This window comes from Ruegeria sp. D7 (assembly GCF_056534355.1).
In genome coordinates this window covers 44,136-66,763 of sequence record NZ_JBQFPG010000009.1, presented here as the reverse complement: position 1 = coordinate 66,763, position 22,628 = coordinate 44,136, and the positions used below count along the sequence as shown (strand labels likewise).

Annotated in this window: 22 protein-coding genes; 6 read left to right on the top strand and 16 right to left on the bottom strand. The window is 58.2% G+C overall.

From position 1 onward, the window contains the following. Positions 1 to 2 precede the first annotated feature (2 nt). The 4 genes from ACRZ9U_RS13690 to ACRZ9U_RS13675 form a co-directional block, all read right to left on the bottom strand. Positions 3 to 1,601, bottom strand: a complete 1,599-nt coding sequence (locus ACRZ9U_RS13690; RefSeq protein WP_480887490.1) for an ABC transporter ATP-binding protein — start codon at positions 1,599 to 1,601, stop codon at positions 3 to 5. Next, on the bottom strand, positions 1,598 to 2,413 hold the full coding sequence (locus ACRZ9U_RS13685; RefSeq protein WP_170408556.1) for an ABC transporter permease: 816 nt from the start codon (positions 2,411 to 2,413) through the stop codon (positions 1,598 to 1,600). Before ACRZ9U_RS13685 ends, ACRZ9U_RS13690 begins: the two co-directional genes overlap by 4 nt. Continuing rightward, on the bottom strand, positions 2,410 to 3,357 hold the full coding sequence (locus ACRZ9U_RS13680) for an ABC transporter permease (RefSeq protein WP_170408557.1): 948 nt from the start codon (positions 3,355 to 3,357) through the stop codon (positions 2,410 to 2,412). Before ACRZ9U_RS13680 ends, ACRZ9U_RS13685 begins: the two co-directional genes overlap by 4 nt. Before the next feature lie 155 nt (positions 3,358 to 3,512). Continuing rightward, a complete protein-coding gene (locus ACRZ9U_RS13675; protein ID WP_170408558.1) occupies positions 3,513 to 5,000 on the bottom strand; it encodes an ABC transporter substrate-binding protein in 1,488 nt (495 codons plus the stop codon). A gap of 171 nt (positions 5,001 to 5,171) precedes the next feature. Between ACRZ9U_RS13675 and panB the strand changes: the two genes are divergently transcribed. The 3 genes from panB (at position 5,172) to glpK (ending at position 8,408) form a co-directional block, all read left to right on the top strand. Continuing rightward, positions 5,172 to 6,011, top strand: a complete 840-nt coding sequence (gene panB / locus ACRZ9U_RS13670) for a 3-methyl-2-oxobutanoate hydroxymethyltransferase (RefSeq protein WP_170408559.1) — start codon at positions 5,172 to 5,174, stop codon at positions 6,009 to 6,011. After that, positions 6,008 to 6,859, top strand: a complete 852-nt coding sequence (gene panC / locus ACRZ9U_RS13665; RefSeq protein ID WP_170408560.1) for a pantoate--beta-alanine ligase — start codon at positions 6,008 to 6,010, stop codon at positions 6,857 to 6,859. Before panB ends, panC begins: the two co-directional genes overlap by 4 nt. 70 nt (positions 6,860 to 6,929) lie before the next feature. Beyond that, positions 6,930 to 8,408 (top strand): glycerol kinase GlpK, encoded by a 1,479-nt coding sequence (gene glpK, locus ACRZ9U_RS13660; protein WP_170408561.1) that lies wholly within the window; start codon positions 6,930 to 6,932, stop codon positions 8,406 to 8,408. On the opposite strand, the gene smpB is transcribed toward glpK, so the two are convergent. The 10 genes from smpB to ACRZ9U_RS13610 form a co-directional block, all read right to left on the bottom strand. After that, the gene (gene smpB / locus ACRZ9U_RS13655; RefSeq protein ID WP_170394914.1) at positions 8,405 to 8,887 is read right to left on the bottom strand and encodes an SsrA-binding protein SmpB; all 483 of its coding nucleotides are present in this window, start codon (positions 8,885 to 8,887) and stop codon (positions 8,405 to 8,407) included. The two genes, glpK and smpB, sit on opposite strands and share 4 nt — an antisense overlap. Before the next feature lie 44 nt (positions 8,888 to 8,931). Next, a complete protein-coding gene (idi, locus tag ACRZ9U_RS13650) occupies positions 8,932 to 9,474 on the bottom strand; it encodes an isopentenyl-diphosphate Delta-isomerase (protein ID WP_170394917.1) in 543 nt (180 codons plus the stop codon). Positions 9,475 to 9,618: 144 nt separating this feature from the next. Beyond that, positions 9,619 to 10,032 carry a c-type cytochrome gene (locus ACRZ9U_RS13645; RefSeq protein ID WP_170394920.1) on the bottom strand — a complete coding sequence of 138 codons (414 nt, stop codon included), beginning with the start codon at positions 10,030 to 10,032 and terminating at the stop codon, positions 9,619 to 9,621. 113 nt (positions 10,033 to 10,145) lie between these two features. Continuing rightward, positions 10,146 to 11,159: a P1 family peptidase gene (locus ACRZ9U_RS13640; protein WP_170408562.1), complete on the bottom strand. Its 1,014-nt coding sequence runs from the start codon at positions 11,157 to 11,159 to the stop codon at positions 10,146 to 10,148. Between the two features lie 82 nt (positions 11,160 to 11,241). Beyond that, a complete protein-coding gene (locus tag ACRZ9U_RS13635; RefSeq protein ID WP_170408563.1) occupies positions 11,242 to 11,988 on the bottom strand; it encodes an SDR family oxidoreductase in 747 nt (248 codons plus the stop codon). 60 nt (positions 11,989 to 12,048) lie between these two features. Beyond that, entirely contained in the window at positions 12,049 to 12,468 is a 420-nt protein-coding gene (gene arfB, locus ACRZ9U_RS13630) for an alternative ribosome rescue aminoacyl-tRNA hydrolase ArfB (protein WP_170394928.1), read from the bottom strand. Positions 12,469 to 12,731: 263 nt separating this feature from the next. Continuing rightward, complete coding sequence (locus tag ACRZ9U_RS13625) at positions 12,732 to 13,379, bottom strand: queuosine precursor transporter (RefSeq protein WP_170408564.1); 648 nt, start codon at positions 13,377 to 13,379, stop codon at positions 12,732 to 12,734. Between the two features lie 91 nt (positions 13,380 to 13,470). After that, entirely contained in the window at positions 13,471 to 14,355 is an 885-nt protein-coding gene (locus ACRZ9U_RS13620) for an esterase-like activity of phytase family protein (RefSeq protein WP_170408565.1), read from the bottom strand. Then, positions 14,328 to 15,191, bottom strand: coding sequence for a penicillin-insensitive murein endopeptidase (gene mepA / locus ACRZ9U_RS13615; RefSeq protein WP_170408566.1), 864 nt, complete (start codon positions 15,189 to 15,191; stop codon positions 14,328 to 14,330). The genes ACRZ9U_RS13620 and mepA overlap by 28 nt, the downstream gene beginning before the upstream one ends. Then, on the bottom strand, positions 15,188 to 16,555 hold the full coding sequence (locus ACRZ9U_RS13610; RefSeq protein WP_170394940.1) for an MFS transporter: 1,368 nt from the start codon (positions 16,553 to 16,555) through the stop codon (positions 15,188 to 15,190). The genes mepA and ACRZ9U_RS13610 overlap by 4 nt, the downstream gene beginning before the upstream one ends. A 133-nt stretch (positions 16,556 to 16,688) precedes the next feature. Between ACRZ9U_RS13610 and ACRZ9U_RS13605 the strand changes: the two genes are divergently transcribed. The 3 genes from ACRZ9U_RS13605 to yaaA all read left to right on the top strand — a co-directional run bounded on the left by ACRZ9U_RS13605 (position 16,689) and on the right by yaaA (position 19,898). Continuing rightward, positions 16,689 to 16,976 (top strand): YggT family protein, encoded by a 288-nt coding sequence (locus ACRZ9U_RS13605; RefSeq protein WP_170394943.1) that lies wholly within the window; start codon positions 16,689 to 16,691, stop codon positions 16,974 to 16,976. A 78-nt stretch (positions 16,977 to 17,054) separates the two neighbouring features. After that, a complete protein-coding gene (recQ, locus tag ACRZ9U_RS13600; RefSeq protein WP_480902080.1) occupies positions 17,055 to 19,094 on the top strand; it encodes a DNA helicase RecQ in 2,040 nt (679 codons plus the stop codon). 33 nt (positions 19,095 to 19,127) lie between these two features. Next, the gene (yaaA, locus tag ACRZ9U_RS13595) at positions 19,128 to 19,898 is read left to right on the top strand and encodes a peroxide stress protein YaaA (RefSeq protein WP_170737146.1); all 771 of its coding nucleotides are present in this window, start codon (positions 19,128 to 19,130) and stop codon (positions 19,896 to 19,898) included. Here the strand turns inward: yaaA and ACRZ9U_RS13590 are convergent. Continuing rightward, complete coding sequence (locus tag ACRZ9U_RS13590) at positions 19,889 to 20,350, bottom strand: VOC family protein (RefSeq protein ID WP_170408569.1); 462 nt, start codon at positions 20,348 to 20,350, stop codon at positions 19,889 to 19,891. The two genes, yaaA and ACRZ9U_RS13590, sit on opposite strands and share 10 nt — an antisense overlap. A 9-nt stretch (positions 20,351 to 20,359) precedes the next feature. Continuing rightward, complete coding sequence (locus ACRZ9U_RS13585) at positions 20,360 to 22,573, bottom strand: response regulator (RefSeq protein ID WP_170408570.1); 2,214 nt, start codon at positions 22,571 to 22,573, stop codon at positions 20,360 to 20,362. Positions 22,574 to 22,628 lie beyond the last annotated feature (55 nt).

Here is a 22,628-nt window from a genome sequence, read left to right as displayed (position 1 = left end):
TTTCATGCAGCGCCTCGTCCTGTCTCCGGCAATTTCGGCGCCGCATTGATCAGAGTTCGTGTGTAAGGATGCTGAGGCTCTGTGAAGACTTGCTCGGTTTCACCCTGTTCCACAATCTTGCCGGCCTGCATCACCAGCACACGATCGGTGATGGTTCGAACCACGCTCAGGTCATGGCTGATGAACAGGTAAGTCAGATCGTAAGCCGCACAAAGCTCGGCCAGCAGGTCGAGAATTTGGGCGCGGACCGAGACATCCAGCGCCGAGACAGCCTCATCAAACAGGATCAACTCGGGTCGAATAATCAGAGCGCGCGCAATAGCGATACGTTGCCGCTGCCCACCCGAGAATTCGTGAATGTAGCGGCCCGCATCATCGGGGCTTAGGCCAACGGCGGTAAGCATCTCAGCGACGCGATCCTGCCGTTCAGAACCGGTTGGCGGGGTGTCCAGCAAATGAAATGGCTCGGTGATCAGGCGCGCGACCCGGTGGCGAGGATTGAAGCTGCCATAGGGGTCCTGAAACACCACCTGCATCTTGCGTCGCACTGCCAGATTGGGTTTGTGGCCGGTGAAAACAGGCTGGCCATCAAGGGAAATGCGGCCTTGCTGCACCTCCTCCAAGCCTAAAATGGCTCGTGTTAGGGTCGATTTTCCACAACCGGACTCTCCAACCAGCCCTAAACGCTCCCCCCGATTCAGGGTAAAGCTGACCTGATCGACGGCCCGATGATGACCGGGCGTGGCAAACAGGCGCGTTCGGGGCAGACGGTAGTCCCGCACCACGTTCTCGACCTCAAGCAACGCTCGCGGTGCAGGAGAGGTCGGCAGGTTGACTTGATGCCCCGAAGCTTCGAACAGCATACGGGTGTAAGGGTGCTGCATATGGCGCAGGAGATGATCTGTTGCGCCCGTTTCAACAACCTCCCCATGCCGCATGACCACAATCTGATCCGCCATGTCTGCAACCACCGCCAAATCATGCGTGATCATCAGCAGACCCATGCCATACTCCGACACGAGCCCTTTAAGCAGATCAAGGATTTGCGCCTGCGTGGTCACATCAAGCGCCGTTGTCGGCTCATCCGCGATCAACAGTCGGGGGCGCAGTGCAATCGCCATGGCGATCACCACTCGCTGGCGCTGACCGCCTGACAGTTCGTGAGGATAACGCTTCAACGGAAACCTGTCGGTTGGCAATCCAACCCGGGCCAGAACCTCTTCGGCCCGAGCGCGCGCTTTGGCCGGGGGCATGGCCTTGTGGATCAGGATAGTCTCCATAACTTGATCGCCGATGGTCTTCACCGGGTTCAGGGCAGTCATCGGCTCTTGGAAAACCATTCCGATCGCAGCGCCCCGCAACGCACAAATCTCGGCCTCAGACCGGTTCAGTAGGTTCTGGCCCTCTAACTCTAGCACCCCATCTACTTCGGCATCGTTTGGCAGCAACTGCATCACGGCAAAGGCTGTCATTGATTTGCCCGAACCGCTTTCTCCGGTCACAGCCACGATCTGCCCAGGGGCAATCGACAGGTTGATCTTCTTTAAAATCGGCGTGCCATGGATAGCCAACGAGAGGTCCTTGATTTGCAAAAGACTCATGCGCGGGCCACCCGTATCCGAGGGTCCAACCAATCGCGCAAGCCATCTCCCAGAAGGTTCAGGCCCAGAACCGTCACGATGATGGCAAGACCTGGAATCAGAGCCAAATGCGGGGCAAAACTAACCATCGTCTGCGCATCGGCCAGCATTCTGCCCCAGCTTGGCGTAGGGGGTTGCGCACCAAGACCGACATAGGACAGCCCAGCCTCGGCCAGAATGCCAAGTGAGAACTGGATTGTTCCCTGAACAATCAGCAGATTGGCGACATTGGGCAGGATATGTTCAGCCGATATCCGTGCCGCGCCTTTGCCTGACACGCGGGCGGCAAGGATAAACTCGCGCTCCCAAAGAGACAAAGCTGCGCCTCGGGTGATGCGGGCAAAAACGGGGATGTTGAAGATACCGATGGCGATGATCGCGTTTATGGCCCCGGCACCAAAGACGGCGGTGATCAGAATGGCGATGACGAGAGAGGGGAATGCAAAGACCAGATCATTGCCGCGCATGATGAATTCATCTAGCCACGATCCACTGCGCGCAGCGGCAGCCAGACCCAAGGGAACGCCCAGCGCCATGCCAATCCCGACCGCGACCAGCGCCACCGCAATCGAGGTGCGCGCACCAACCATGATCATCGAGAACATGTCGCGTCCGAAATGATCGGTACCGAACCAGTGCTGTGCGCTGGGTGGCTGCAGCTTGGCCGGAATGCTCAGCGCGGCGTGGTCGTATGGGGTCCAGACAAAGGACACCAGCGCTGCCAGCACCACCAGTGAGGACAGCGTCGCGCCAAGGATCAGGTTGCGGCTCATGTCCTGCTCCTCAGCCTTGGATCGACTGCGGCATAGGCCAGATCGACAAAAAAGTTCACCATGATGACGGCAAAGACCAGCAGCATAACGACCGATTCCACGACGATCAGATCGCGCGCCGATATGGCCTGAAAAACCAGCCGCCCGAGGCCGGGTAGATAAAACACCTGTTCGATGATGATCGAACCCGCCAGCAGGAAGGAAAATTGGAGTCCAATGATCGTCAGTACTGGGATCAGAGCATTCCGCACTCCGTGTCGCCAAAGCGCCTGCCGACGCGAAAGGCCCTTGGCGCGTGCAGTGCGCATAAAATCCTCGGCCAGAATATCCAACAGAGCCGAGCGCATAACCCGCGCAAGGATCGCCGCTTGCGGCAGGGCCAATGCAATGGCTGGAAGGGTCAGTGAATGTAGACCGGTCCAAATGCCGTTCTCCCAACCCGCGAAACCGCCGGCATTGAACCAGCGCAAATTGATGGCAAAGACCAGCACCAGCATCATCGCGAACCAGAAATTCGGCACCGCGATACCAAGCTGAGTCGCACACATCACGGTCAGATCACCCGGTTTGCCCCGCCGTGAGGCTGCGTAGATACCGGCGGGGAAAGCAATCAGCGTGGACAGGGTCAGCGCGTATAAAGCCAGCGGCAATGACACCCACAATCGATCTGCGATCATCTGCGACACGGGTGTGCGATAGGTGTAGGACGTACCAAAATCCCCAACCAACATCCCGCCGACCCAGTTGAAGTACCGCTCGATCTTCGAGACATCGAGGCCCAGTTCAGCTCTCAGCGCAGTCAATGTATCGGCCTGCGCATTCACGCCCAGCATGAACGACGCCGGATCGCCGGGCGCGACCTCGATCACTGCAAAGATGACAACCGAGGCGACGGCCAGGCTCAGGATCAGCGACAGCAGACGTTTGAGGGCGTAGCGGAGCATTTGGAAACGTTAGGGTCACATCCCGTGAGGGTCCAGCGCCTAAGGCACGAGAAGATAGACAAAAAGAAACCCGCCAAACCAGAATCCTTGTGGGTTTCATGGTGCAACAGTTCGCGCCGGGGCGCTGGCCATCGCCCCGGTCCAACTCTGTTCTTCTATTCGGACCAACTGATCCCGGTCAGATCGATCGCTGCCGTGGGTGCGTTTTCCCATAGCCCCTCAACACCGGCCTTGGCCACGCCAAGCTTGGCAAGTTGAAACAGGTACCCGTTGACGTAATCGGTCGAAATCAAGCGCTGTGCCTCACCCAGCAAACGTGTGCGCTCATCAGGGTCCGTGGTCGAATTCAGCGTGTCCATCAATGCCTGAAAGTCGGTGCTGTCATATTGGAAGTAATAGTCGGGCCGGGCATAAATACCGATATCCATCGGCTCGGTATGGCTGACGATGGTCAGGCCAAACTCCTTGCCCTTGAACACGCTTTCCAGCCACTGCGCCCATTCCACATTGATGATCTCGGCGGTGATGCCAATATCGGCCAGTTGGGCAGCGATGATTTCACCCCCGCGTCGGGCGTAGGAAGGCGGCGGCAAGTGCAGCGTGGTCTCGAACCCATCGGGATACCCGGCCTCGGCCAGCAGCGCCTTGGCTTTTTCCGGGTCATAGGCCGAATTGCCGGTCAGATCGACGTAAGCCGGATTATGCGGAGCAAAATGCGTACCGATGGGTGTGCCATAGCCGAACATAGCCCCATCAATGATGGCCTGCCTGTCAATCGCGTGGGCCAATGCCTGTCGGACCAATATGTCATCAAACGGGGCTTGTTTGTTGTTGGTCGACAGAATGGTTTCCCCCTCGGTCGAGCCGACAAGAACCTGAAAGCGCGGATCAGCCTCGAATTGCGGCAGATTCTCGGGTGCGGGGAAGTTGTCGAACACGTCTACATCCTCGGCCATCATGGCGGCAAAGGCGGCGGTCGGATCCGAGATAAACTTAAACGTTGCGGTCTCTAACGCGGGCTGTTCGCCCCAATAGTCGGGGTTGCGATTCAGGATGATGCTGTCACCCTGCAGCCAGTCAGAGAAGGTGAAGGCCCCCGTGCCAACCGGATTGGTCTTGATATTCTCGATGCTTTCGGGCGCAACGATCACCGCGTCACCCCAGGCGAGATTGAAAAGGAAGTTCCCGTTCGGCTCATTCAACGTCACCTGAACGGTCAGGGGGTCCACCACCTCGACACTTTTAATGCCCGCAAACAAAGCCTTCTGCGCGTTGGCGCTGTCTTCTGCCGTGGCGCGATCAAGGGTGAACTTGACGTCCTCGGCATCCATCGTTGTGCCATCGTGAAATGTCACACCGTCGCGCAGCTTGAATGTGTAAACGGTACCGTCATCCGAGATTTCCCAGCTTTCGGCCAGCCCCGGCACCACCGAGCCATCCCCCATGAACCGGGTCAGGCCTTCGAAGATATTGGTGTAGACAACCGAATCGATAGCCTGCGCCGCAGCGCTGGTCGGGTCCAGATGCGGTGGCTCAAGCTGCATGGCGATGGTGATGTCAGATTTGGCCATGGCCTGCGTGGCAAACAGGCCCGCGCCAAGGACCAGGGCCGACGCGAACGAGCGAAAGCGCTGCTTTGTCATGAAAATCTCTCCCCACTGAAATTGGCTAGCCCTGCTTTTTTCGGGCCGATCTGCGACCAATGTCCTCGCAAACCCGAGGTCAATCAAGGAATTGTTGGCGCAACCGGGGTTTCTTTGCGCCTGCCGCATCTGCTATGCCGCGCTGCAACATGAAACCTGCGAGGAGCGAGCATGAGCGCCACCGCCCGCAAGAAAGCCCCGAACGCCGAGGATATCCGCGCCCGGAAAGGTACTGATCCTCTGGTCTCGTTGACCGCCTACACAACACCGATGGCGCAGTTGATGGATGCGCATTGTGACTTCGTTCTGGTCGGTGACAGCGTCGGCATGGTGTTGCACGGGTTGACGTCGACTCTTGGTGTGACGATGGAGATGATGATCATGCACGGCCAGGCCGTTGCCCGTGGTCTGGACAAGGCAATGATGGTGATCGACATGCCTTTCGCCAGCTACGAGCATGACCCGGCTCAGGCATTCCGCAATGCAGCCCGGCTGATGTCGGAAACAGGAGCTGGGGCGGTTAAGCTGGAAGGTGGCTTCGAGATGGCTGAAACCATCCGGTTTCTGGTCAAACGCGGGATCCCGGTGATGGCACATATTGGCCTGACACCGCAGTCGATAAACACTTTGGGTGGCTATAAGGTACAAGGGCGCGACGAACAGGCCGATGCCGTATTGGCCGACGCCCGGGCCGTCGCCGAAGCAGGCGCGTTTTCGGTCGTGTTAGAGAAAGTTCCGCAGGGTTTGGCAAACCGAATTACCGCTGAGATTGCGATCCCCACAATTGGCATTGGTGCCTCGGCCGGGTGCGACGGGCAAATTCTGGTGGTGGACGATATGCTTGGCTTTTTCACCGCCTTCAAACCGAAATTCGTCAAACGCTATGCTGATCTTGGCCCGTTGGCCGAAGCCGCCATTGCTGAATACGCAGCCGAGGTTCGTGCGCGAAGCTTCCCGGCAGACGAACATGTCTTTGCCGATGCCGTACCCGTCAAAGGACCCAAGTCATGACCGCGCCTATTCTGCGTCGACTGGCAGACTTGCGTGCGCTGACTCGTGATTGGCATCTGAATGGTGAGGTGATCGGAATTGTCCCCACCATGGGTGCGCTGCACCAGGGGCATCTGTCGCTGGCCGAAGCCGCGAAGACGGCTTGCGACCGGGTGATCGTGACGATCTTTGTAAACCCCAAGCAGTTCAACAACCCCGAAGACCTCGCCAACTATCCGCGCACCGAACAAGAAGACGCAAAAAAACTCACGCCTTACAACGTCGATGCGATTTACACGCCCGACCCGGATGAGATTTACCCAGATGGCTTCGCCACCACAGTCTCGGTCTCGGGACTGACCGTCGCGATGGAGGGAGAATTCCGCCCGGGTCATTTCGATGGTGTGGCAACAGTTGTCGCCAAGCTGTTCCTGCAAACGCAAGCGGATCGAGCCTATTTCGGGGAAAAAGACTATCAGCAGCTTATGATCGTCCGCCGGATGGCCCGCGACCTCGATATTCCGATCGAGGTGATTGGTTGCCCCACGGTGCGTGAACCTTCGGGCCTCGCAATGTCTTCGCGCAATCAAAGGCTATCCGAGGATGGTCTGGCCATCGCAGCCGAAAAACATCGTATCATGCGTGCAGTTGTTCAGGCGCTGGAAAACGGCGAAGAATTCGAAGCTTTGGCTTCTCAGGCACAGGCCGATCTTTTGGCCGCCGGCTTCAACGAAGTGGAGTATCTGCAACTACGCTGCGCTGAAACGCTGGAGCCTATGACCCATGCCAAACGACCCGCACGACTGTTTGCGGCAGCCTTGGTCGACGGCGTGCGGCTGATCGACAATCTACCGGTGTCTCCGGTCTGATTTCCCCTCTGGTACGTTTGGTTGTGTTTGCGCTAAAGTCCTGCAAAACCAAAGCGGGAGGGGCGCAGGAATGACCTATATACTGGCAATCGATCAGGGCACCACATCGTCTCGTGCAATCCTGTTCGACGCGCAAATGCAGCGCGTCGGCACTGCGCAGCACGAGTTTACACAGCATTTCCCACAGGAAGGCTGGGTTGAGCATGATGCCGAGGAGATATGGGACAGCGTTCTGACGGTTTGCCGTGAAGTGATGCAAACGACAGGTGTATCCGCGGCACAGATCGCTGGTATCGGGATTACCAACCAACGCGAAACCACTGTCATCTGGGATCGCGCCACCGGGACCCCCATTCACAACGCAGTCGTCTGGCAGGACCGTCGCACCGCTGAGATTTGCGAGCGTCTTCGCAAAGCGGGATGCGAGGATGACGTAACTGCCCAGACCGGTCTGCTGCTAGATCCTTATTTTTCAGGCACCAAGGTCAAATGGTTGCTTGATACCGTCCCCGGCGCACGCGACCGTGCCGCCGCCGGAGAGCTGCTGTTCGGCACAATCGATACCTTCCTGATCTGGCGACTGACAGAAGGGCGCGTGCACGCCACCGATGCCACCAATGCGGCCCGCACATTGCTATTCGATATTCACAAAGGGGAATGGAGTACCGAGATCTGCGACTTGCTGGACATCCCCCAAGCTTTGTTGCCCGACGTGCGCGATTGCGCCGCAGACTTCGGATCGACCTCACTGTTTGGCGGTAACACTCCAATTCTCGGCGTGGCGGGGGATCAGCAAGCTGCCACCATCGGACAGGCCTGTTTCCAGCCGGGCATGATGAAATCCACCTATGGCACGGGCTGTTTCGCACTACTCAACACCGGTACGCAGCCAGTTGAATCGAAAAACCGGCTGCTAACGACAATTGCCTATCAGTTGGACGGGCAGAAAACCTATGCGCTTGAAGGCTCGATTTTCATTGCCGGTGCGGCGGTGCAATGGCTGCGCGATGCGTTGCAAATCATCGAAACCGCACCGCAAAGCGGTGAACTGGCCGCCAAAGCTGATCCAAACCAGCACGTTGTTCTCGTCCCTGCCTTTACTGGGCTGGGCGCGCCTTATTGGAAACCCGATTGCCGGGGCGCAATCTTTGGCCTGACTCGCAATTCAGGCCGCGCCGAAATCACGCGCGCCACGCTGGAAAGCATCGCGTTCCAGACCCGCGACCTGTGGCACGCCATGCAGGGCGATTGGGGCGCAGAGACTGACGTGATCCTGCGCGTCGACGGCGGAATGAGCGCCTCGGACTGGGCCATGCAGGGGCTTTCCGACATTCTGGGCGCCCCAGTCGACCGCCCGGTGATGCAGGAAACCACCGCGCTTGGTGCCGCATGGCTGGCGGGCATGAAAGCGGGTGTCTACCCGGATCAGGCCGGATTCGCCGAAACCTGGGATCTGGACCGGCGGTTTGAGCCTGCAAAACCCGTTGCTGACCGAGACGCGGCCTATTCGCGCTGGCAACGCGCGGTTCAGGCGGCCATGGCGTTCTAACTGTGGTCCTTCATCAAGCGCTGTTTCTGCCGTGACCAGTCGCGCTTGGCCTGCGTTTCGCGCTTGTCGTGCAGCTTCTTACCTTTGGCGATGCCGATCTTCAGCTTCGCCCGACCCTTGTGATTAAAGTAAAGCACCAGCGGCACCAGCGTCATGCCTTTGCGTTGGGTCGCGTTCCACAGGTTCGACAGTTCCTTGCGTGACACCAGCAGTTTACGGCGGCGGCGTTCTTCATGTTTGAAGACCTTGGCCTGCTCATAGGGCGCGATATAGCTGTTGATCAGCCATAGCTCTCCGTCATCAACCGACGCATAGCTTTCAGCAATGTTCGACCCACCGGCACGCAGGGATTTGACCTCGGACCCTTCCAGGACAATACCGCATTCGAGATCGTCTTCGATCGCATAATCGAAGCGCGCACGCCGGTTTTCGGCGATCACTTTGTAATTCGGGTCAGTGTTCTGCTTCTGCTTGGCCATGACGCGTTGATGTATGCCGCTTGCGTCCGCCTTGCAAGGCAGGGTTATGAATTGGCCGAGATTATCAGGTCAGGTCCAAATATCGTGTCAGCGTGATTGTGCAGATAAATCTTGAGCCACGGGGTAAAACGGTCGGGGTGCCGCTTCACCTCGGCCAGCAGATCGTGGTAATCGACCCAGCGGATATCCATCACTTCTTCCGGGTTAGGCTCGATTTTCAAGGCTCCACGCACATGGGCCAGAAAGACGTCGACCACCTCGTTCTCGACCATTCCGTTGCCGACATCGGCGTGATACTCCAATCGATGCCGGTATTCGGGGTAAAGTCCGGTGATGCCCAATTCTTCGCGCAGGCGCCGGACGGCACAATGCGAAGCGCTTTCGTCCCAATCCGGATGCGTACAACAGGTATTCGCCCATAGACCCGGCGTGTGGTATTTGCCCATCGCCCGGCGTTGCAGCAATATCTCGGTCCCGCGCACGGCAAACACGGACACAGCCTTGTGTCGCAGCCCCTTTTCATGCGCCTCCAGCTTGTCGACGGGTGTCAGTTCGCCCTCAACCCAAGCCGGGATCAAGATTCCCATCTGTCGTCTCCTGTTGGCGATCTCCGGTGCACATGGCCTTACCGGTTTTCCCCAAAGTGGCGCTGATTACAATGTCAATCAATCGCACGAAAGGCCGCAGGGGCTGCGGCATTTCGAAGTTCGTCTGTAAACCTGTTGGCGGAGTTACTCTCCCGAAACGCTCACGATATAGGCGTAAACGTCTTCGGCGCCTTTCTTCAGCTTGAAGGTCATTTTCGACTTGGCCGAGGTTTCCCCCAAATAGTCTTTCAAGAATGCTTTGGGGTCTTGGGCGTAGGCCACGAAAGTCTCTTCATCCCAGACCAGCCCATTTTCGCCCGCGGCCACGATGCTATCGCCGTATCTGAAGCCTTCTTCAGTGCCGGCGGTGCGGCCTGCGATTCCGTACAGGTTCGGACCCGTCTTACCGCCCTTAACGATAACTTCACCCGCAGGGTCAGCAATCATGTGACAGGATTTACATTTATTGAAGGTCTTCTTACCCGCTTCGGCATCACCTTCTGCATAGACAGGAAGGGCCAGCAGACCGGCAATTGCGGTGGCAAGGATACGATTCATAGCTTTTTGCTCCGATATGAATTGGCTGCACCGAATGGATCGCTGGCACAGCAGAGAGTCAACGCGCAGATTGCCGCGCGACGGCACTGTGTCACAGGCGATCGGTGTCGTACTTAACCGAAGTCATGTAACTGCGACCAGCAGGGCAGCAGGTCGCCAGCGCGGGGGGAAGCCAGATAGATAGCCCGTGCAATCGCGCGCGCAAGACAGATCGAGGCCGCATGGCCGATCATCGCCATCGCCTCGGGGCCAATCGTGCGCGCGCCGGTGCTGAGACCAAATACCAGATCTCCATCGCCAGGCGTGTGCGCAGGAACAATGGCACGGGCGATGCCGTCATGGGCTGCTACCGCCAGACGCTGGCATTGCGGTTTGGTCAGCGCTGCATCAGTTGCAACTATAGCAATCGTGGTGTTTGCGCGATCTGGCGGAGCAGAATGCATCATCTGCGCCTTACGGCTGACAAGAGAGGAACCAAGACCCGAGGTCGGATCTGGCCCCAATCCACCGAACTCGCCATCGATCTCAAACGGCGCAGCCCAAAAATGCCGATCACCCGGTGTGGTTACGCTGCCAAGCGGATTGGCCACCACCAGCGCGCCGACGGTTACGCCACCCTCAAGCTTTAACGAAGCCGAGCCTAAGCCACCCTTGTGCATCGCGGCCAATGCGCCGGTACCAGCCCCCACCGAGCCCAGTTCAAATTCTGGTGAGGCGGTCAAATACGCAGACTTCCCCAGATCGCGATAAGGATTTTCGGTCCAGTTCTTATCTCCACCATTGAGTAGATCGAACAGAATCGCGCCCGGCACGATGGGCACGACGGCCGAACCGACCTGGAATCCGCGCCCCTGAGCGCGCAATGCGTCTGAAACGCCCGAGCACGCATCCAGTCCAAAGGCCGAGCCGCCGGACAAAGCAATCGCGTCGACCCGATCAACAGTTTTGTCGACCGCCAGAAGGTCGGTCTCACGCGTGCCGGGGGCGCCGCCCATCACATGAACCGAAGCTATGAACGGGTTGTCCGCCGTCAGGACAGTTGTGCCTGATTTAAGCGTATCATCGTGCGCATTGCCAACCTTGAGGCCAGCGACATCAGTGATCAGGTTTCTGGGTCCGGGGTTCATTTTCGTCTCGCACACTGGGCCGGAAATCGCGATGGCGCGCGCTGCCTCCGGCGGAGATATTTATGGCCAGATGAAGGGCGGATCAGATGCATCGGCCTCCGTCCACTTCCAGGGCTGTGCCGGTGATCATGCTGGCCTCGTCCGAGCAGAGGAAACAGGCGGCGTTTGCCATATCTTCGGGGGTTGAGAAGCGACCAAGCGGGATCGTCGACAGGAATTTGGCGCGGATTTCCGGGGTGTCTTCACCCATGAAGGATTTCAGCAGCGGGGTTTCACCCGCCACCGGGCAGATCGCGTTGACGCGCACGCCCGAAGGGGCAAGTTCGACGGCCATCGTCTTGGTCGCGGTGATCATCCAGCCTTTGGAGGCGTTGTACCAGTTCAGATTGGGCCGCGGCGACAGGCCTGCTGTTGAGGCCACGTTCAGGATCGCCCCCGCGCCACGTGCCTTCATCTGCGGAACAAAGGCGCGCGCGGTCAGGTAAACGGATTTCATGTTCACGGCGAAGACGCGGTCGAATTCATCGTCATCGACGTCCTCAAGTGGGGCCGGCAAGTGCGTCACGCCCGCATTATTCACCAGAATATCAAGCTTTCCGAATTCTTCCGACACAGCATGTGCCATGGCCTGAACCGATGCCGCATCCGAGACGTCAACGCGCTGTGCGATGGCATTCGTGCCGACCGCAGACGCCATGTTGGAAGCCGCTTCGCCATTGATATCTGCGATCATCACGCGGGCACCTTCGGCCAAGAATTTTTGCACAATCCCTGCGCCGAACCCGGATGCGCCGCCGGTTACGATGGCGGTTTTTCCCTCAAGCCTCATGGCTTTACCTCCCCTGCGTCTTGCACCGGCAGAGTAGCAACGTGCAGCGAAACTGCCAGATCAATCTTCGGACACTTTGCCTCGCAGGGCTTTGACATCCGCGCGGGCTTTCTTAGCAGCAAGCCTTCGCTTGACCGAACCATAAGTGGGTTTGGTCGCGATCCTGCGCTTGGGATTGACCAAAGCCCGCGTGATCAGTTCAGCCAACCGGGCGCGCGCGATGTCGCGGTTGCGGGCCTGCGAGCGTGTTTCTTCACATTGAATGATGATCGCGCCGTCCTTGGTCCAGCGACGTCCGGCCAGCCGTTTCAGACGTGTCTTGACCGGATCAGGCAAGGAAGGTGAGCGCGCGGCCTCGAACCGCAGCTCAACGGCGGTGGAGACCTTGTTGACGTTCTGCCCACCCGGACCAGAGGACCGCACGAAGCTTTCGGTCATTTCCCAGTCTTGCAGGGCGATATCGTCGGTGATGCGCAACATGGATCGGACCTTACAGGGCGCAGTTGAAAACAAAAAGGGCCGCCCCGGCGGGACGGCCCTTCGAAAGTTCAGGAGGTTGGGTCGGTTAGATCAATCGACCAGCCGGAGCGAGCGCTCCGCCAAGGGCTGCCTTAACAGGCGATCCCCCCGGTTGTTCCAACACCTCTCTCCAATCTCTTTCTCGACACTGGATCACCTCCTTTTCTATCTGTTGCGGTTAATTTTGAGCCTGACACAAGATGCGCCAATCTCAAAGCACTTTTTTATGCAGGCTGCGCGGCGGTCAAACGGGCAACAATCACCTTGAACGGAATCAGGGCGATTAGCGCCAGCGACAGTTTCACCAGCCAGTCGGCGAAGGCCAGCGTTACCCAGAGCGGGGCCATCGGGCCGCTTAGCATAAACGGCACAGGCTCCCACGCCCAGTTGATCGCTGAATCTGCATTGGCACCAAAGACGGTAACTGAGGCCGAGAACGCAAGGGTAAAGAAGATCGCGGTGTCCAGCGCCGAGCCAACCAGTGTCGACACCAGCGGCGCGCGCCACCAGCGGCCACCTCGCAGTGAGTTGAACACAGTGACGTCGGTCAATTGCGCAATCAGGAAGGCGGTGCCCGAAGCCACAGCAATGCGCAGCGGTACGGCTGCATAGGTAAACCCGTCACCCTGCAGCATGATCTGGCTGCCGATCAGCGAGCAGATGATACCGGTGACAAAACCGGCGAATACGACCTTGCGGGCCGGACCCACGCCGTAGACGCGGTTCATGATGTCGGTGACCAGAAAGGCCAACGGATAGGTGAAGGCACCCCAGGTCAATAGGCCGTCAAGGATCAGGAACTGGACCAGGATGTTTGAGGCCACGACGATCGAGGCCATGGCAAGGATGCCGGGAATATAAGAGCGTTGCATTTTCAGATGCCCGTTTTGACAAGGTAGCGGCGACTTGGCCCCAGGCTCATCCCGAGGCAGGCCGTGCGTTTAGACCTTTGTATGCGGTCTGTCAATCAGGCAGCAAGTATTCCACCAACTCGGTACGTTGCAAGGAACGAAAATTGTCGTCCGATACCATGGTTGCGCGCAACCGCCCGTTCTGATCGCGCCAGACCGAAAGACCCTCCAGATTGTCATGGGTCCCGGTAGCGGTTTCAAACAGCGTTTCTTCGGCCTTGGGCACGTCGCCAGAGATCACCCAGCGTCGCAGGCGTGAGCGGAAGCCGATGAAAGCCACCGCACGCTCTAACACATAGAGCCTCCCGTCGGGCCCGAAATCCGCTGCAACCGGTAGGAACTTTCCACGGGGCGGCAACACAAAAGGCGCTGACCAGCGTGCGCCATCCCAGCGATAGACCGGTATATCGCCTCGAACAGTGCGGGTCTTTTCGGTCAGCGTATACAACCGCCCGCGACCATCTATCGCCAGCGCTTCAAATGAGCCGTTGAGGTCCATATTCAGGAACTCTCGCGGGCGCGGCAGAACCCGTCCATTGGCGTCGGGGGCAGTGTAATGCACGACTCGGTGAACGCCTTCGAACGAGACGTAAACGCTGCCATCTGCAGCAACGGCGAGCCCTTCGGAATCCCCTGCCCTCCCCTTCAAGATACGGCCTTTGCTGGACAGAATCGGCCACTGGTCAAGGATTTGGATGTTTCTGATCGTATCTTGATCTCGTTCAATCCGCGCGGTGATCAGTGTTGACCGGTCACTGATAGCGACCATGTTCCGCCCGTTTTCAGAGATATGAATCGCCGAAAATCCACCGAACCAGTTGGCGTTGTTGCGCCAGACATAGCTGTCCAGCAGCGAAGCCTGCTTAAGCTCCACCGCCTGAACAGTCCCTGCCAGCAGAAGCGCCGTGATCAGTTGGATTGCAGAACGGCGGTACATTGCTGGGGAAGGTCCGCCATTCGATATTCACGACGTTTCTTGGGCGGCGGCGCATTTGGATCAGGTGGCGGTGGGTTCAGAATATTGCGCACCCATTGCTGCGCCTCGGCGCAACCATCACCCTTGGGTGGCGGGTCCTGATTTACACAGCCTTTCGATCCTTTCGGGCATTTCAGCCGCACGTGGAAATGATAGTGATGTCCCCACCATGGCCGGATCTTGCGCAGATAGGCTTTGTTGCCCTTCTCGTCATTGCACATCTGCACCTTTGCACCCGGGAATACGAAGATCCGGGCAACGCGCTTGTCCTTGGCGGCTTCGCGCAATACCGCATGGTGCTGCTTGGTCCAGTTGCCGTTTACATACGCGCCGTTCGCGCGGCGCAAGGATATAGACGAGATATTCTCGCGTGCTTTGCGGCTTAGGCGCATGTTATCGCCCGGCAGCATCCAGATATCGATATCCAAACCCAACTGGTGCGAACGATGGCCCGAGGTCATCGGCCCACCCCGCGGTTGGCTGATATCCCCGATATAGAGACCATTCCACCCCGGTTGTTTCGCGGCAAACCGGCTGAGATCCTGCACATAGTCGATCGCCTGAGGATGCCCCCAATTGCGATTGCGCGACAGGCGCATGGCTTGCCAAGTTGGCCCGGTTTCAGGGAGTTGCACCGACCCGGCGGCGCACCCGCGCGAATAACTGCCGAATGCGGCAGATTTTTGCTGCGACCCAACCTTCTGGGCTCCGAATAACTGTTTGGCCAAGGGCTGTGCCGTAGCCACGCCTGCCAGTGCTATTGCGGCCAGAACGGCCAAAAAACGTAGTAAAATCATCTGCTCTGATCCCCTTCCGGTTTCACCCAGCGCATCAGGACTAGGCCCAGAATAAACAACAGAATGATCGGTGACACCCCCAGTCTTGCACTACCGGTTGCTGCTGTTGCTATTCCGATCAATAGCGGCGCTGCAAAGGCGGTCGCCCGACCCGAAAGCCCGTACAGCCCAAAACTCTCGACCGGGGTGGCGGGATCAGTATGGCGTACCATCATTGAACGGCTGGCGGATTGCAGAATACCTCCCATGCCGCCGATCAGAACTCCGCACCCGAAGAACGCCATGTCCGGCAGGCCCGAGCCTACGGGTAATGAAATTCCGTAGATCTGTGTTCGATCCATCGACACAACCGTTACGCAGACAAAGATCAGAACCCAAATCGCAACCAATATCACCGGTTTAGGGCCGTACTTGCGATCCATCTTGCCCCCGATCCACGCAAAGATGGCCGAGGCCAGAACGCTGACGATTCCAAATACGCCGATTTTTATCAGGTCCCATTCAAGCACCAACCGCGCGTAGACGCCTCCGAAACTGTATAGCCCGTTCAACGCGTCGCGATAGAACATCGACGACCCCAGATAGGTCGCCAGACTGACCCGGTGACGCAAAGCCGCCACGGACTTGCCCAGCAAGCGCAGCGCCTCACCCACGCTACCCTGTTTGTTGGTCTCAGGATCATCCCGAACCCACAGGAAATACGGCACCATGAACAACACGAACCATCCAGCGGTGAAGGGGCCGACAAACCGCGTCCCTTCACGCGTTGCCGCATCCAGCCCGAACAACGGATCCATACCAATCAAGGTCTTGCCGTTGGGCTGTTCAACAAACAGCGCCAGCATGATGGCCAGCGACAGCAGGCCTCCGAAATAGCCGAAGGCGAAGCCCGAACCTGAAATCTCGCCCACTTCTCTATCGTCACCCAGATCGGGCAGCTGAGAGTTGATGAAGATCAGTGCATATTCTGCGCCCACAAAGCCCAGACCAAAAGCCGACAGCATCAACCACATGTTCGAGCCATCGGGCATCGTGTACCACAACGCGGCAGACCCCACCGCGTACATCACCGAAAACCCGAGAATCCACGGGATGCGCCGACCCGAAACATCCGCCATCGCGCCCAACAGGGGCGCTCCGAACGCGATGATCAGCCCAGTTATGGTCAGGCAATTCGCCCAGACGGTCTGCGCCTGCGCCGCCGCAGCATCGGTGTCTAATCCGGTATTCGCATAGTATTGAGCCGCCACCCCGGCGAAATAGGGGCCAAAGACAAAGGTCACCAGCAATGTATGGAACGGCTGGCTGGCCCAGTCGAAAAACCACCAGCCCCAGATGCGCTTACGCTTGGAAATCTCCGCCATCTCTGCCCCATATTATTATTGTTGCGATCATAAGACGGGGCTTTGGGTCAATTCGCAAGCGTTCTGTTGGGGCGCACTTGCTCTTTGCGGCTGTGACGCTTAGGTCTCAGGACAATTGACGAACGGAGTGCCCATGCTGTCGCTGATCCAAATCCTTCTGCTGATCCTGGACATTGTCTGGTTCATCATCCTTGCCCATGTGATCATGAGCTGGCTGATCAACTTCCAGGTGCTGAACCTGCACCAGCAACTGGTGGCGCAAATCTGGTACGGACTGAACCGTTTGTTAGAGCCGATCTACGGCCCCATTCGCCGCATTCTACCCGCCATGGGCGGTCTGGATCTGACCCCTCTGGTGGTGCTGATCGGGGTCTATGCGTTGCGGATCATTCTGATCAACAACGCGGTCTATTTCTACTGACCTCTTGTTCACCGAATCTTAGTATGTGATGGTCCTGTCTTAAGAGCAGATAAACCATAAAACAGGACCCTCCGTCGCATGTTCGACTCCGCACCCTTGTTGCGAGACGTTTTCGGATTCGACGACTTCCGCCCCGGTCAGGAAGAGATCGTCGACGCCGTGACCGCAGGTGAAAACGTGCTGGCGATCATGCCCACTGGTGGGGGCAAGTCCTTATGTTTTCAGTTACCTGCGTTGCTGCGAGACGGCGTGACTGTTGTGATCTCTCCGCTGATCGCCTTGATGCGCGATCAGGTGCGTGGGCTGCAGGAAGCCGGTGTCGAGGCGGGCGCGCTCACCTCGGGCAACACCCCCGAAGAAACTGATGCGGTATGGGACGCATTAGAGGCTGGGCGGCTCAAGCTTCTGTATATGGCGCCCGAGCGTCTGGCCGCCGGGTCGGCGCTGGGGATGCTGCGCAGGATCAACGTCAATCTGATCGCGGTGGATGAGGCCCATTGTGTCAGCCAATGGGGCCACGATTTCCGCCCTGATTATCTGCGGATCGGAGAGCTGCGGCGCGCTTTGAATGTTCCCCTCGCCGCGTTCACCGCGACAGCGGATGCGGAAACGCAGGACGAGATCGTCGAAAAACTGTTCGACGGTGTTGAGCCGCGCAAGTTCCTGCGGGGGTTCGACAGGCCCAATATCCATCTGGCTTTTGCCGCCAAGGATGGACCGCGCAAACAGATCCTCGATTTCGCTGCCGCGCGTAAAACCCAATCCGGCATCGTCTATTGCGGGACCCGCAACAAGACCGAGGTGCTGGCGCAAGCCCTGCGCGCCGAAGGTCACACGGCCTGCCACTATCACGGCGGGATGGAGGCCGAGGATCGCCGCATCGTGGAAGCTCGCTTTGCGCGCGAGGACGGGCTGATTGTCGTCGCTACGGTCGCCTTTGGCATGGGTATCGACAAGCCGGACATCCGCTGGGTCGCCCATGCGGATTTGCCGAAATCGATCGAGGCCTATTATCAAGAAATCGGTCGCGCCGGACGCGATGGTGGACCAGCCGAGACCCTGACCTTGTTCGGGCCTGACGATATCCGACTACGACGCTCACAGATCGACGAAGGGCTGGCCCCACCTGAACGGCGCATGGCGGATCATGCGCGTCTTAACGCGCTGCTGGGATTGGCCGAAGCACTGAAATGCCGCCGCCAGAGCTTGCTGGGGTATTTTGGGGAACAGACTGAACCCTGCGGCAAGTGCGATCTCTGCGACAACCCGCCTGAAGTCTTCGACGGCACAACGCCCGTCCGCATGGCTCTGTCCGCCATTCTACGCACCGAGGAATGGTTCGGCGCAGGTCATCTGATCGACATTCTGCTTGCCAACGAGACCGATAAAATTCGCGCACGGCGACACGACAATCTGTCCACCTACGGCATCGGCAAGGACTGGTCGCGCCCACAATGGCAAGCGATCTTCCGGCAGATGATGGGCCATGATTTGGTGCGCCCCGACCCTGAACGCCACGGCGCGCTGCGTATGACAGAAACCGCCAAACCCATCCTGAAAGGTGAGGCGCAGATCGATCTGCGCAAGGATACCATCCGCAAAGCCACCCGACGACCCGCTGTCAAATCGATGGTGTCCGAGGAAGACGCGCCGCTGCTCTCGGCGCTCAAGGCCAAGCGGCGCGCACTGGCCGAGGCCGCTCGGGTCCCGGCTTATGTCATTTTTCCTGATCGCACCCTAATTGAGATGGCAGAAACCCGACCTGCAAATCTGGATGACATGGCGCGGATCGGCGGTATCGGGTCAAAGAAACTGGAACGCTATGGTTCCACTTTCCTTGAGGTGCTGACCGGCGCGGTAGAAGAGCTGCACCCCGCAAGGCGCAAACTTGCCGGCCGCAATCAGGGCGACATTTACGATCAGTTGCTTGAGGTTCAATCGCAATTGTCGCGTGGCCCCGACGGGATCGACAAACCGCTAAGCTGTACGGCCTCGCAACTGGCGAAAGTGGCGCAACTGCACCCGGATGATCCACGAGCGATGGAGCAGGTTCTGGGTGACCGTCGTCACGAAAGGTTTGGCGCGGCGTTTCTGGACGTGCTGCAACAGGCGGGCTAGATACGCCTGAACAGGCGAGAAACGAGGGCGGATATGCTGGTAGTAATTTCCCCGGCCAAGCGGCTGGATTGGGCAGAACGAAACGTCGAATTAACCCAACCCGATTTTCAGGATGACGCGATCCGCTTGTCGAAGACCGCACGCAATCTGACATTGGGCAATCTGAAAAAACTGATGGACCTGAGCGATGACTTGGCCCGCCTGAACCGCGACCGGTATCGTATGTTCTCGGACGCGCCCGATGCGGAGACGACGCGCCCTGCCGCACTGGCGTTTGCGGGCGATACCTATCAAGGGCTTGAAGCCGCATCGCTGGATGCCGACGAAATGGCCTGGGCACAGGATCACCTGCGCATTCTGTCCGGGCTTTATGGCGTATTGCGCCCGCTGGATGCCATACAGGCCTACCGGCTTGAGATGGGTAGTAAACTGAAAACCAGACGCGGAAAAAACCTGTACGAATATTGGCGCGATCAGCTAAGCAAGGTGCTGAACGCGCAGGCCGCCGAAACTGACAGCAAGGTTCTGGTGAACTGCGCCAGTCAGGAATACTTCGGCGCGGTCGACCTGAAGGCACTGAAGCTGCCCGTTGTGACCCCGGTCTTCATGGAGGACAAGGGCGGCACCCCCAAGATCGTCAGCTTCTTCGCCAAGAAAGCGCGCGGTGCGATGGCACGCTACATCATCCAGCACCACCTGACCGATCCCATTGGCCTGTTGGATTTCGACAGCGGTGGTTATGAATACAGGGCAGATCTGTCTGACGACTACAAACCTGTGTTTGTTCGCCCCTATCAGGCCTGATCGAGCAGTGAAGGGTCGTAGGCTACAAGCTCAACGGTGTTCCCTTCGGGGTCTTGGGTGAAGATACCGCGCCAGCCGATCCAGCCGAAATGCTCGACCCGATAAGGCTGGTCGATCTGGTCGTACCAGCGCATGACAGCATCCTGTTCGACAAAGGGCAGCGACAGCGCGATATGGTGCAGGGCCGAGGCACCCCCTGTTACTGGCACTGCCGCGCCAGTCTGGCCCGATCCACGCTCAGAGCCAACAGACTGGTGAAACAGGGCCAGCACCTGTGTATGTCCACCAAACCCTTCGGCAATCCGAAAAAAGGTGATGGCGCTGTTATGGTCGCCTTGCAATCGCTGCAACCCGATCACCTTCTCATAGAAATACACCATTGCCGCCATATCGGTGCAGCGAATTGCAATCTCACCCAATCCCCGGGGGCGAAAACCGCGCTCATCTGACATAAATCGATCCTATTCCGTACTTTCACCTTCTGCACCGACCAATTGGGCATCGGCTGGACGATGTTCCAGTATCATCTTGTGGATCAGTTTCTTGTGCAACGGTTTGGTCAGATAATGATCAAGCCCGGCTGCCAGTATGCCCTGATCATCCCCTGTCATGGCATGGGCCGTCAGGGCCACTATGGGAACATGTCGATCCGTTCCGATCTCGCGCCGCCGGATTTCACCCGTCGCCTCTTTCCCATCCATCTTGGGCATCGAGATATCCATGAAAATCAGGTCCGGGTCGAAACTGGCGAAGGTTTCGATCGCCTCCAACCCATTGGAGACGAATCTCAAATCGATATTCAGATCTTTGGTCATCTTTTGAAGGATCAGTTGATTGGTTCGATTGTCCTCGGCTGCCAGAACCCGCATCAGCCTCTGATTCTGCGGAACTTGCGCATGAGTCTCGGGATCAGCGACGCAGTCGTCACTGCGATCCGACTTGAATACAGGAGCACCCAGCGCCATCAGCCGTGAATACAGCTCGGCGCGAGGAATGGGCTTTTGCAATACGCCGTCAATCAGGCGATGGGCCGGGTCGGCATGAATCACACCCGGATTGGCCGACATCACCACAATTGGCAGACCACCCCATCCTTTGTCGCGCAGTGTTGTGGCGAGTTCCAGACCGTCCATGTCCGGCAGATCGTGATCGCACAGCACCAGATCAATAGTTTTGTCCATTGCAGAAAGCGCTTCAGCCCCTGTTGAACAGGTGAGCGCCTGAGACCCAAGGCGACTCAGTTGCTTGGTCAAAATGGCGCGGTTGACGGCCATATCCTCGACCACCAGAACACGGCCCAACTGCCCCGCCAGATCAGGCGGAACGGGCTGCGGACCCTCAGCCGTGGGCAGTGTGATACGGAACCCAAAGCAAGATCCTTTGCCCGCGTCACTTTCGACCCAGACGGCACCGCCCATCATCGAGATCAGCCGCTTGGTGATTGCCAGCCCCAAACCCGTGCCTTCGAATTGGCGGTTCTGGGCATCCTCAACCTGATTGAATTCACCAAAGATGTGCGGGACCTTGTCGGCTTTGATTCCGATACCCGTATCCTCGATGGCCACGTGGATGTCGCAGGTTTCAGTTGTCGCGTCAGGAACACCGGTCACCCGGATAAGGACATGGCCCTGCGCGGTAAACTTCACTGCATTGCCGACAAGGTTGGTCAGAATCTGCCGAATCCGCCCCGGATCACCCACATAAAGCGTCGGCAGGAACAGGTCATAGTCCACCAGCAAGGTCAGGCCCTTGTCGCGTACGCTGGGTTGCAACAGCATCGCGACCTCAAGGATACAGCGCTCCAAATCGAACTGTTCGGGGTGCAGCGTCAACTTGTCGGCCTCGATCTTGGAATAGTCGAGAACATCGTTGATGATGACCAGCAAAGCCTCGCCCGAATTGCGAATTGTGCTTACATAGAGCCTTTGTTCTTCGTTCATCGGGGTTTCGGTCAGCAGTTCGGTCATACCGACGATCCCGTTCATCGGCGTGCGAATCTCATGGCTCATATTGGCCAGAAAGGCGGATTTGGCGCGGTTTGCGGCCTCGGCCCGTTCACGTGCAGCGTTTAGCTCGGCCTCATGCCGGACCGAGGCTGTGATGTTCAACGCCAGGCTCAGCACGTCACCGCCGTGGCCCCGCTGATCAATCAGCCGGATATACTGGCCGTTCCACAACTGGATCACCTCGGGTTCGGGGTGCGGTTGCGCCCAGCGTGCAAGCATACGCGCCTGCCAGTCCGCGATATTCTCCGCGCCGATGTCCACGATACCTTCATGGGTCAGAATTTCGAGAATACGCGTGTAGCTGATCCCCGGCGCGACCTCTTCCAGCCCATCGAAAACGCTTAGGTAAGCGGCGTTGGCACCGATCAGTGTGTTGTTGCCGTCGAAAAAGGCAAACCCGTCAGGGATGGTCTGGATCGAATGCCACAGGCGGCGTTCAGCCTCTTCGATCTTGGCATTGGCCACGGTCAGATCGGATTTGACCTTTTCGTTTTCATCGCGAACCGTCGCAACCTCGGCCTGAGTCTCATCGATCTGACGTGTCAATGCGATAGCATGACGTCCCAATTTGCGGTTGGCAGCAGACAACTCGGCCTGTTTCAGATGCAACAACCGCTCGGCCGCCAGTCGTGCGCGCCGTTCCTGCGCCAGTTTCTCAGCAAGACTCATGTAAAGTTTTCCCGCGATAATCTGCTCAGAGCATCGCGGTAGAGCATGAAAAAGT

Excerpts from the sequence above, each read along its gene's own strand:
- ACRZ9U_RS13590 (WP_170408569.1), bottom strand. The coding sequence starts at position 20,350 with ATGTCAGATGAGCGCGGTTTTCGCCCCCGGGGATTGGGTGAGATTGCA.
- ACRZ9U_RS13680 (WP_170408557.1), bottom strand. The coding sequence starts at position 3,357 with ATGCTCCGCTACGCCCTCAAACGTCTGCTGTCGCTGATCCTGAGCCTG.
- smpB (WP_170394914.1), bottom strand. The coding sequence starts at position 8,887 with ATGGCCAAGCAGAAGCAGAACACTGACCCGAATTACAAAGTGATCGCC.
- ACRZ9U_RS13620 (WP_170408565.1), bottom strand. The coding sequence starts at position 14,355 with ATGTACCGCCGTTCTGCAATCCAACTGATCACGGCGCTTCTGCTGGCA.
- glpK (WP_170408561.1), top strand. The coding sequence starts at position 6,930 with ATGACCTATATACTGGCAATCGATCAGGGCACCACATCGTCTCGTGCA.
- panB (WP_170408559.1), top strand. The coding sequence starts at position 5,172 with ATGAGCGCCACCGCCCGCAAGAAAGCCCCGAACGCCGAGGATATCCGC.
- arfB (WP_170394928.1), bottom strand. The coding sequence starts at position 12,468 with ATGTTGCGCATCACCGACGATATCGCCCTGCAAGACTGGGAAATGACC.
- ACRZ9U_RS13610 (WP_170394940.1), bottom strand. The coding sequence starts at position 16,555 with ATGGCGGAGATTTCCAAGCGTAAGCGCATCTGGGGCTGGTGGTTTTTC.
- mepA (WP_170408566.1), bottom strand. The coding sequence starts at position 15,191 with ATGATTTTACTACGTTTTTTGGCCGTTCTGGCCGCAATAGCACTGGCA.
- recQ (WP_480902080.1), top strand. The coding sequence starts at position 17,055 with ATGTTCGACTCCGCACCCTTGTTGCGAGACGTTTTCGGATTCGACGAC.
- ACRZ9U_RS13605 (WP_170394943.1), top strand. The coding sequence starts at position 16,689 with ATGCTGTCGCTGATCCAAATCCTTCTGCTGATCCTGGACATTGTCTGG.
- yaaA (WP_170737146.1), top strand. The coding sequence starts at position 19,128 with ATGCTGGTAGTAATTTCCCCGGCCAAGCGGCTGGATTGGGCAGAACGA.
- ACRZ9U_RS13675 (WP_170408558.1), bottom strand. The coding sequence starts at position 5,000 with ATGACAAAGCAGCGCTTTCGCTCGTTCGCGTCGGCCCTGGTCCTTGGC.
- ACRZ9U_RS13645 (WP_170394920.1), bottom strand. The coding sequence starts at position 10,032 with ATGAATCGTATCCTTGCCACCGCAATTGCCGGTCTGCTGGCCCTTCCT.
- ACRZ9U_RS13625 (WP_170408564.1), bottom strand. The coding sequence starts at position 13,379 with ATGCAACGCTCTTATATTCCCGGCATCCTTGCCATGGCCTCGATCGTC.
- panC (WP_170408560.1), top strand. The coding sequence starts at position 6,008 with ATGACCGCGCCTATTCTGCGTCGACTGGCAGACTTGCGTGCGCTGACT.
- ACRZ9U_RS13690 (WP_480887490.1), bottom strand. The coding sequence starts at position 1,601 with ATGAGTCTTTTGCAAATCAAGGACCTCTCGTTGGCTATCCATGGCACG.
- ACRZ9U_RS13585 (WP_170408570.1), bottom strand. The coding sequence starts at position 22,573 with ATGAGTCTTGCTGAGAAACTGGCGCAGGAACGGCGCGCACGACTGGCG.
- ACRZ9U_RS13640 (WP_170408562.1), bottom strand. The coding sequence starts at position 11,159 with ATGAACCCCGGACCCAGAAACCTGATCACTGATGTCGCTGGCCTCAAG.
- idi (WP_170394917.1), bottom strand. The coding sequence starts at position 9,474 with ATGGGAATCTTGATCCCGGCTTGGGTTGAGGGCGAACTGACACCCGTC.
- ACRZ9U_RS13635 (WP_170408563.1), bottom strand. The coding sequence starts at position 11,988 with ATGAGGCTTGAGGGAAAAACCGCCATCGTAACCGGCGGCGCATCCGGG.
- ACRZ9U_RS13685 (WP_170408556.1), bottom strand. The coding sequence starts at position 2,413 with ATGAGCCGCAACCTGATCCTTGGCGCGACGCTGTCCTCACTGGTGGTG.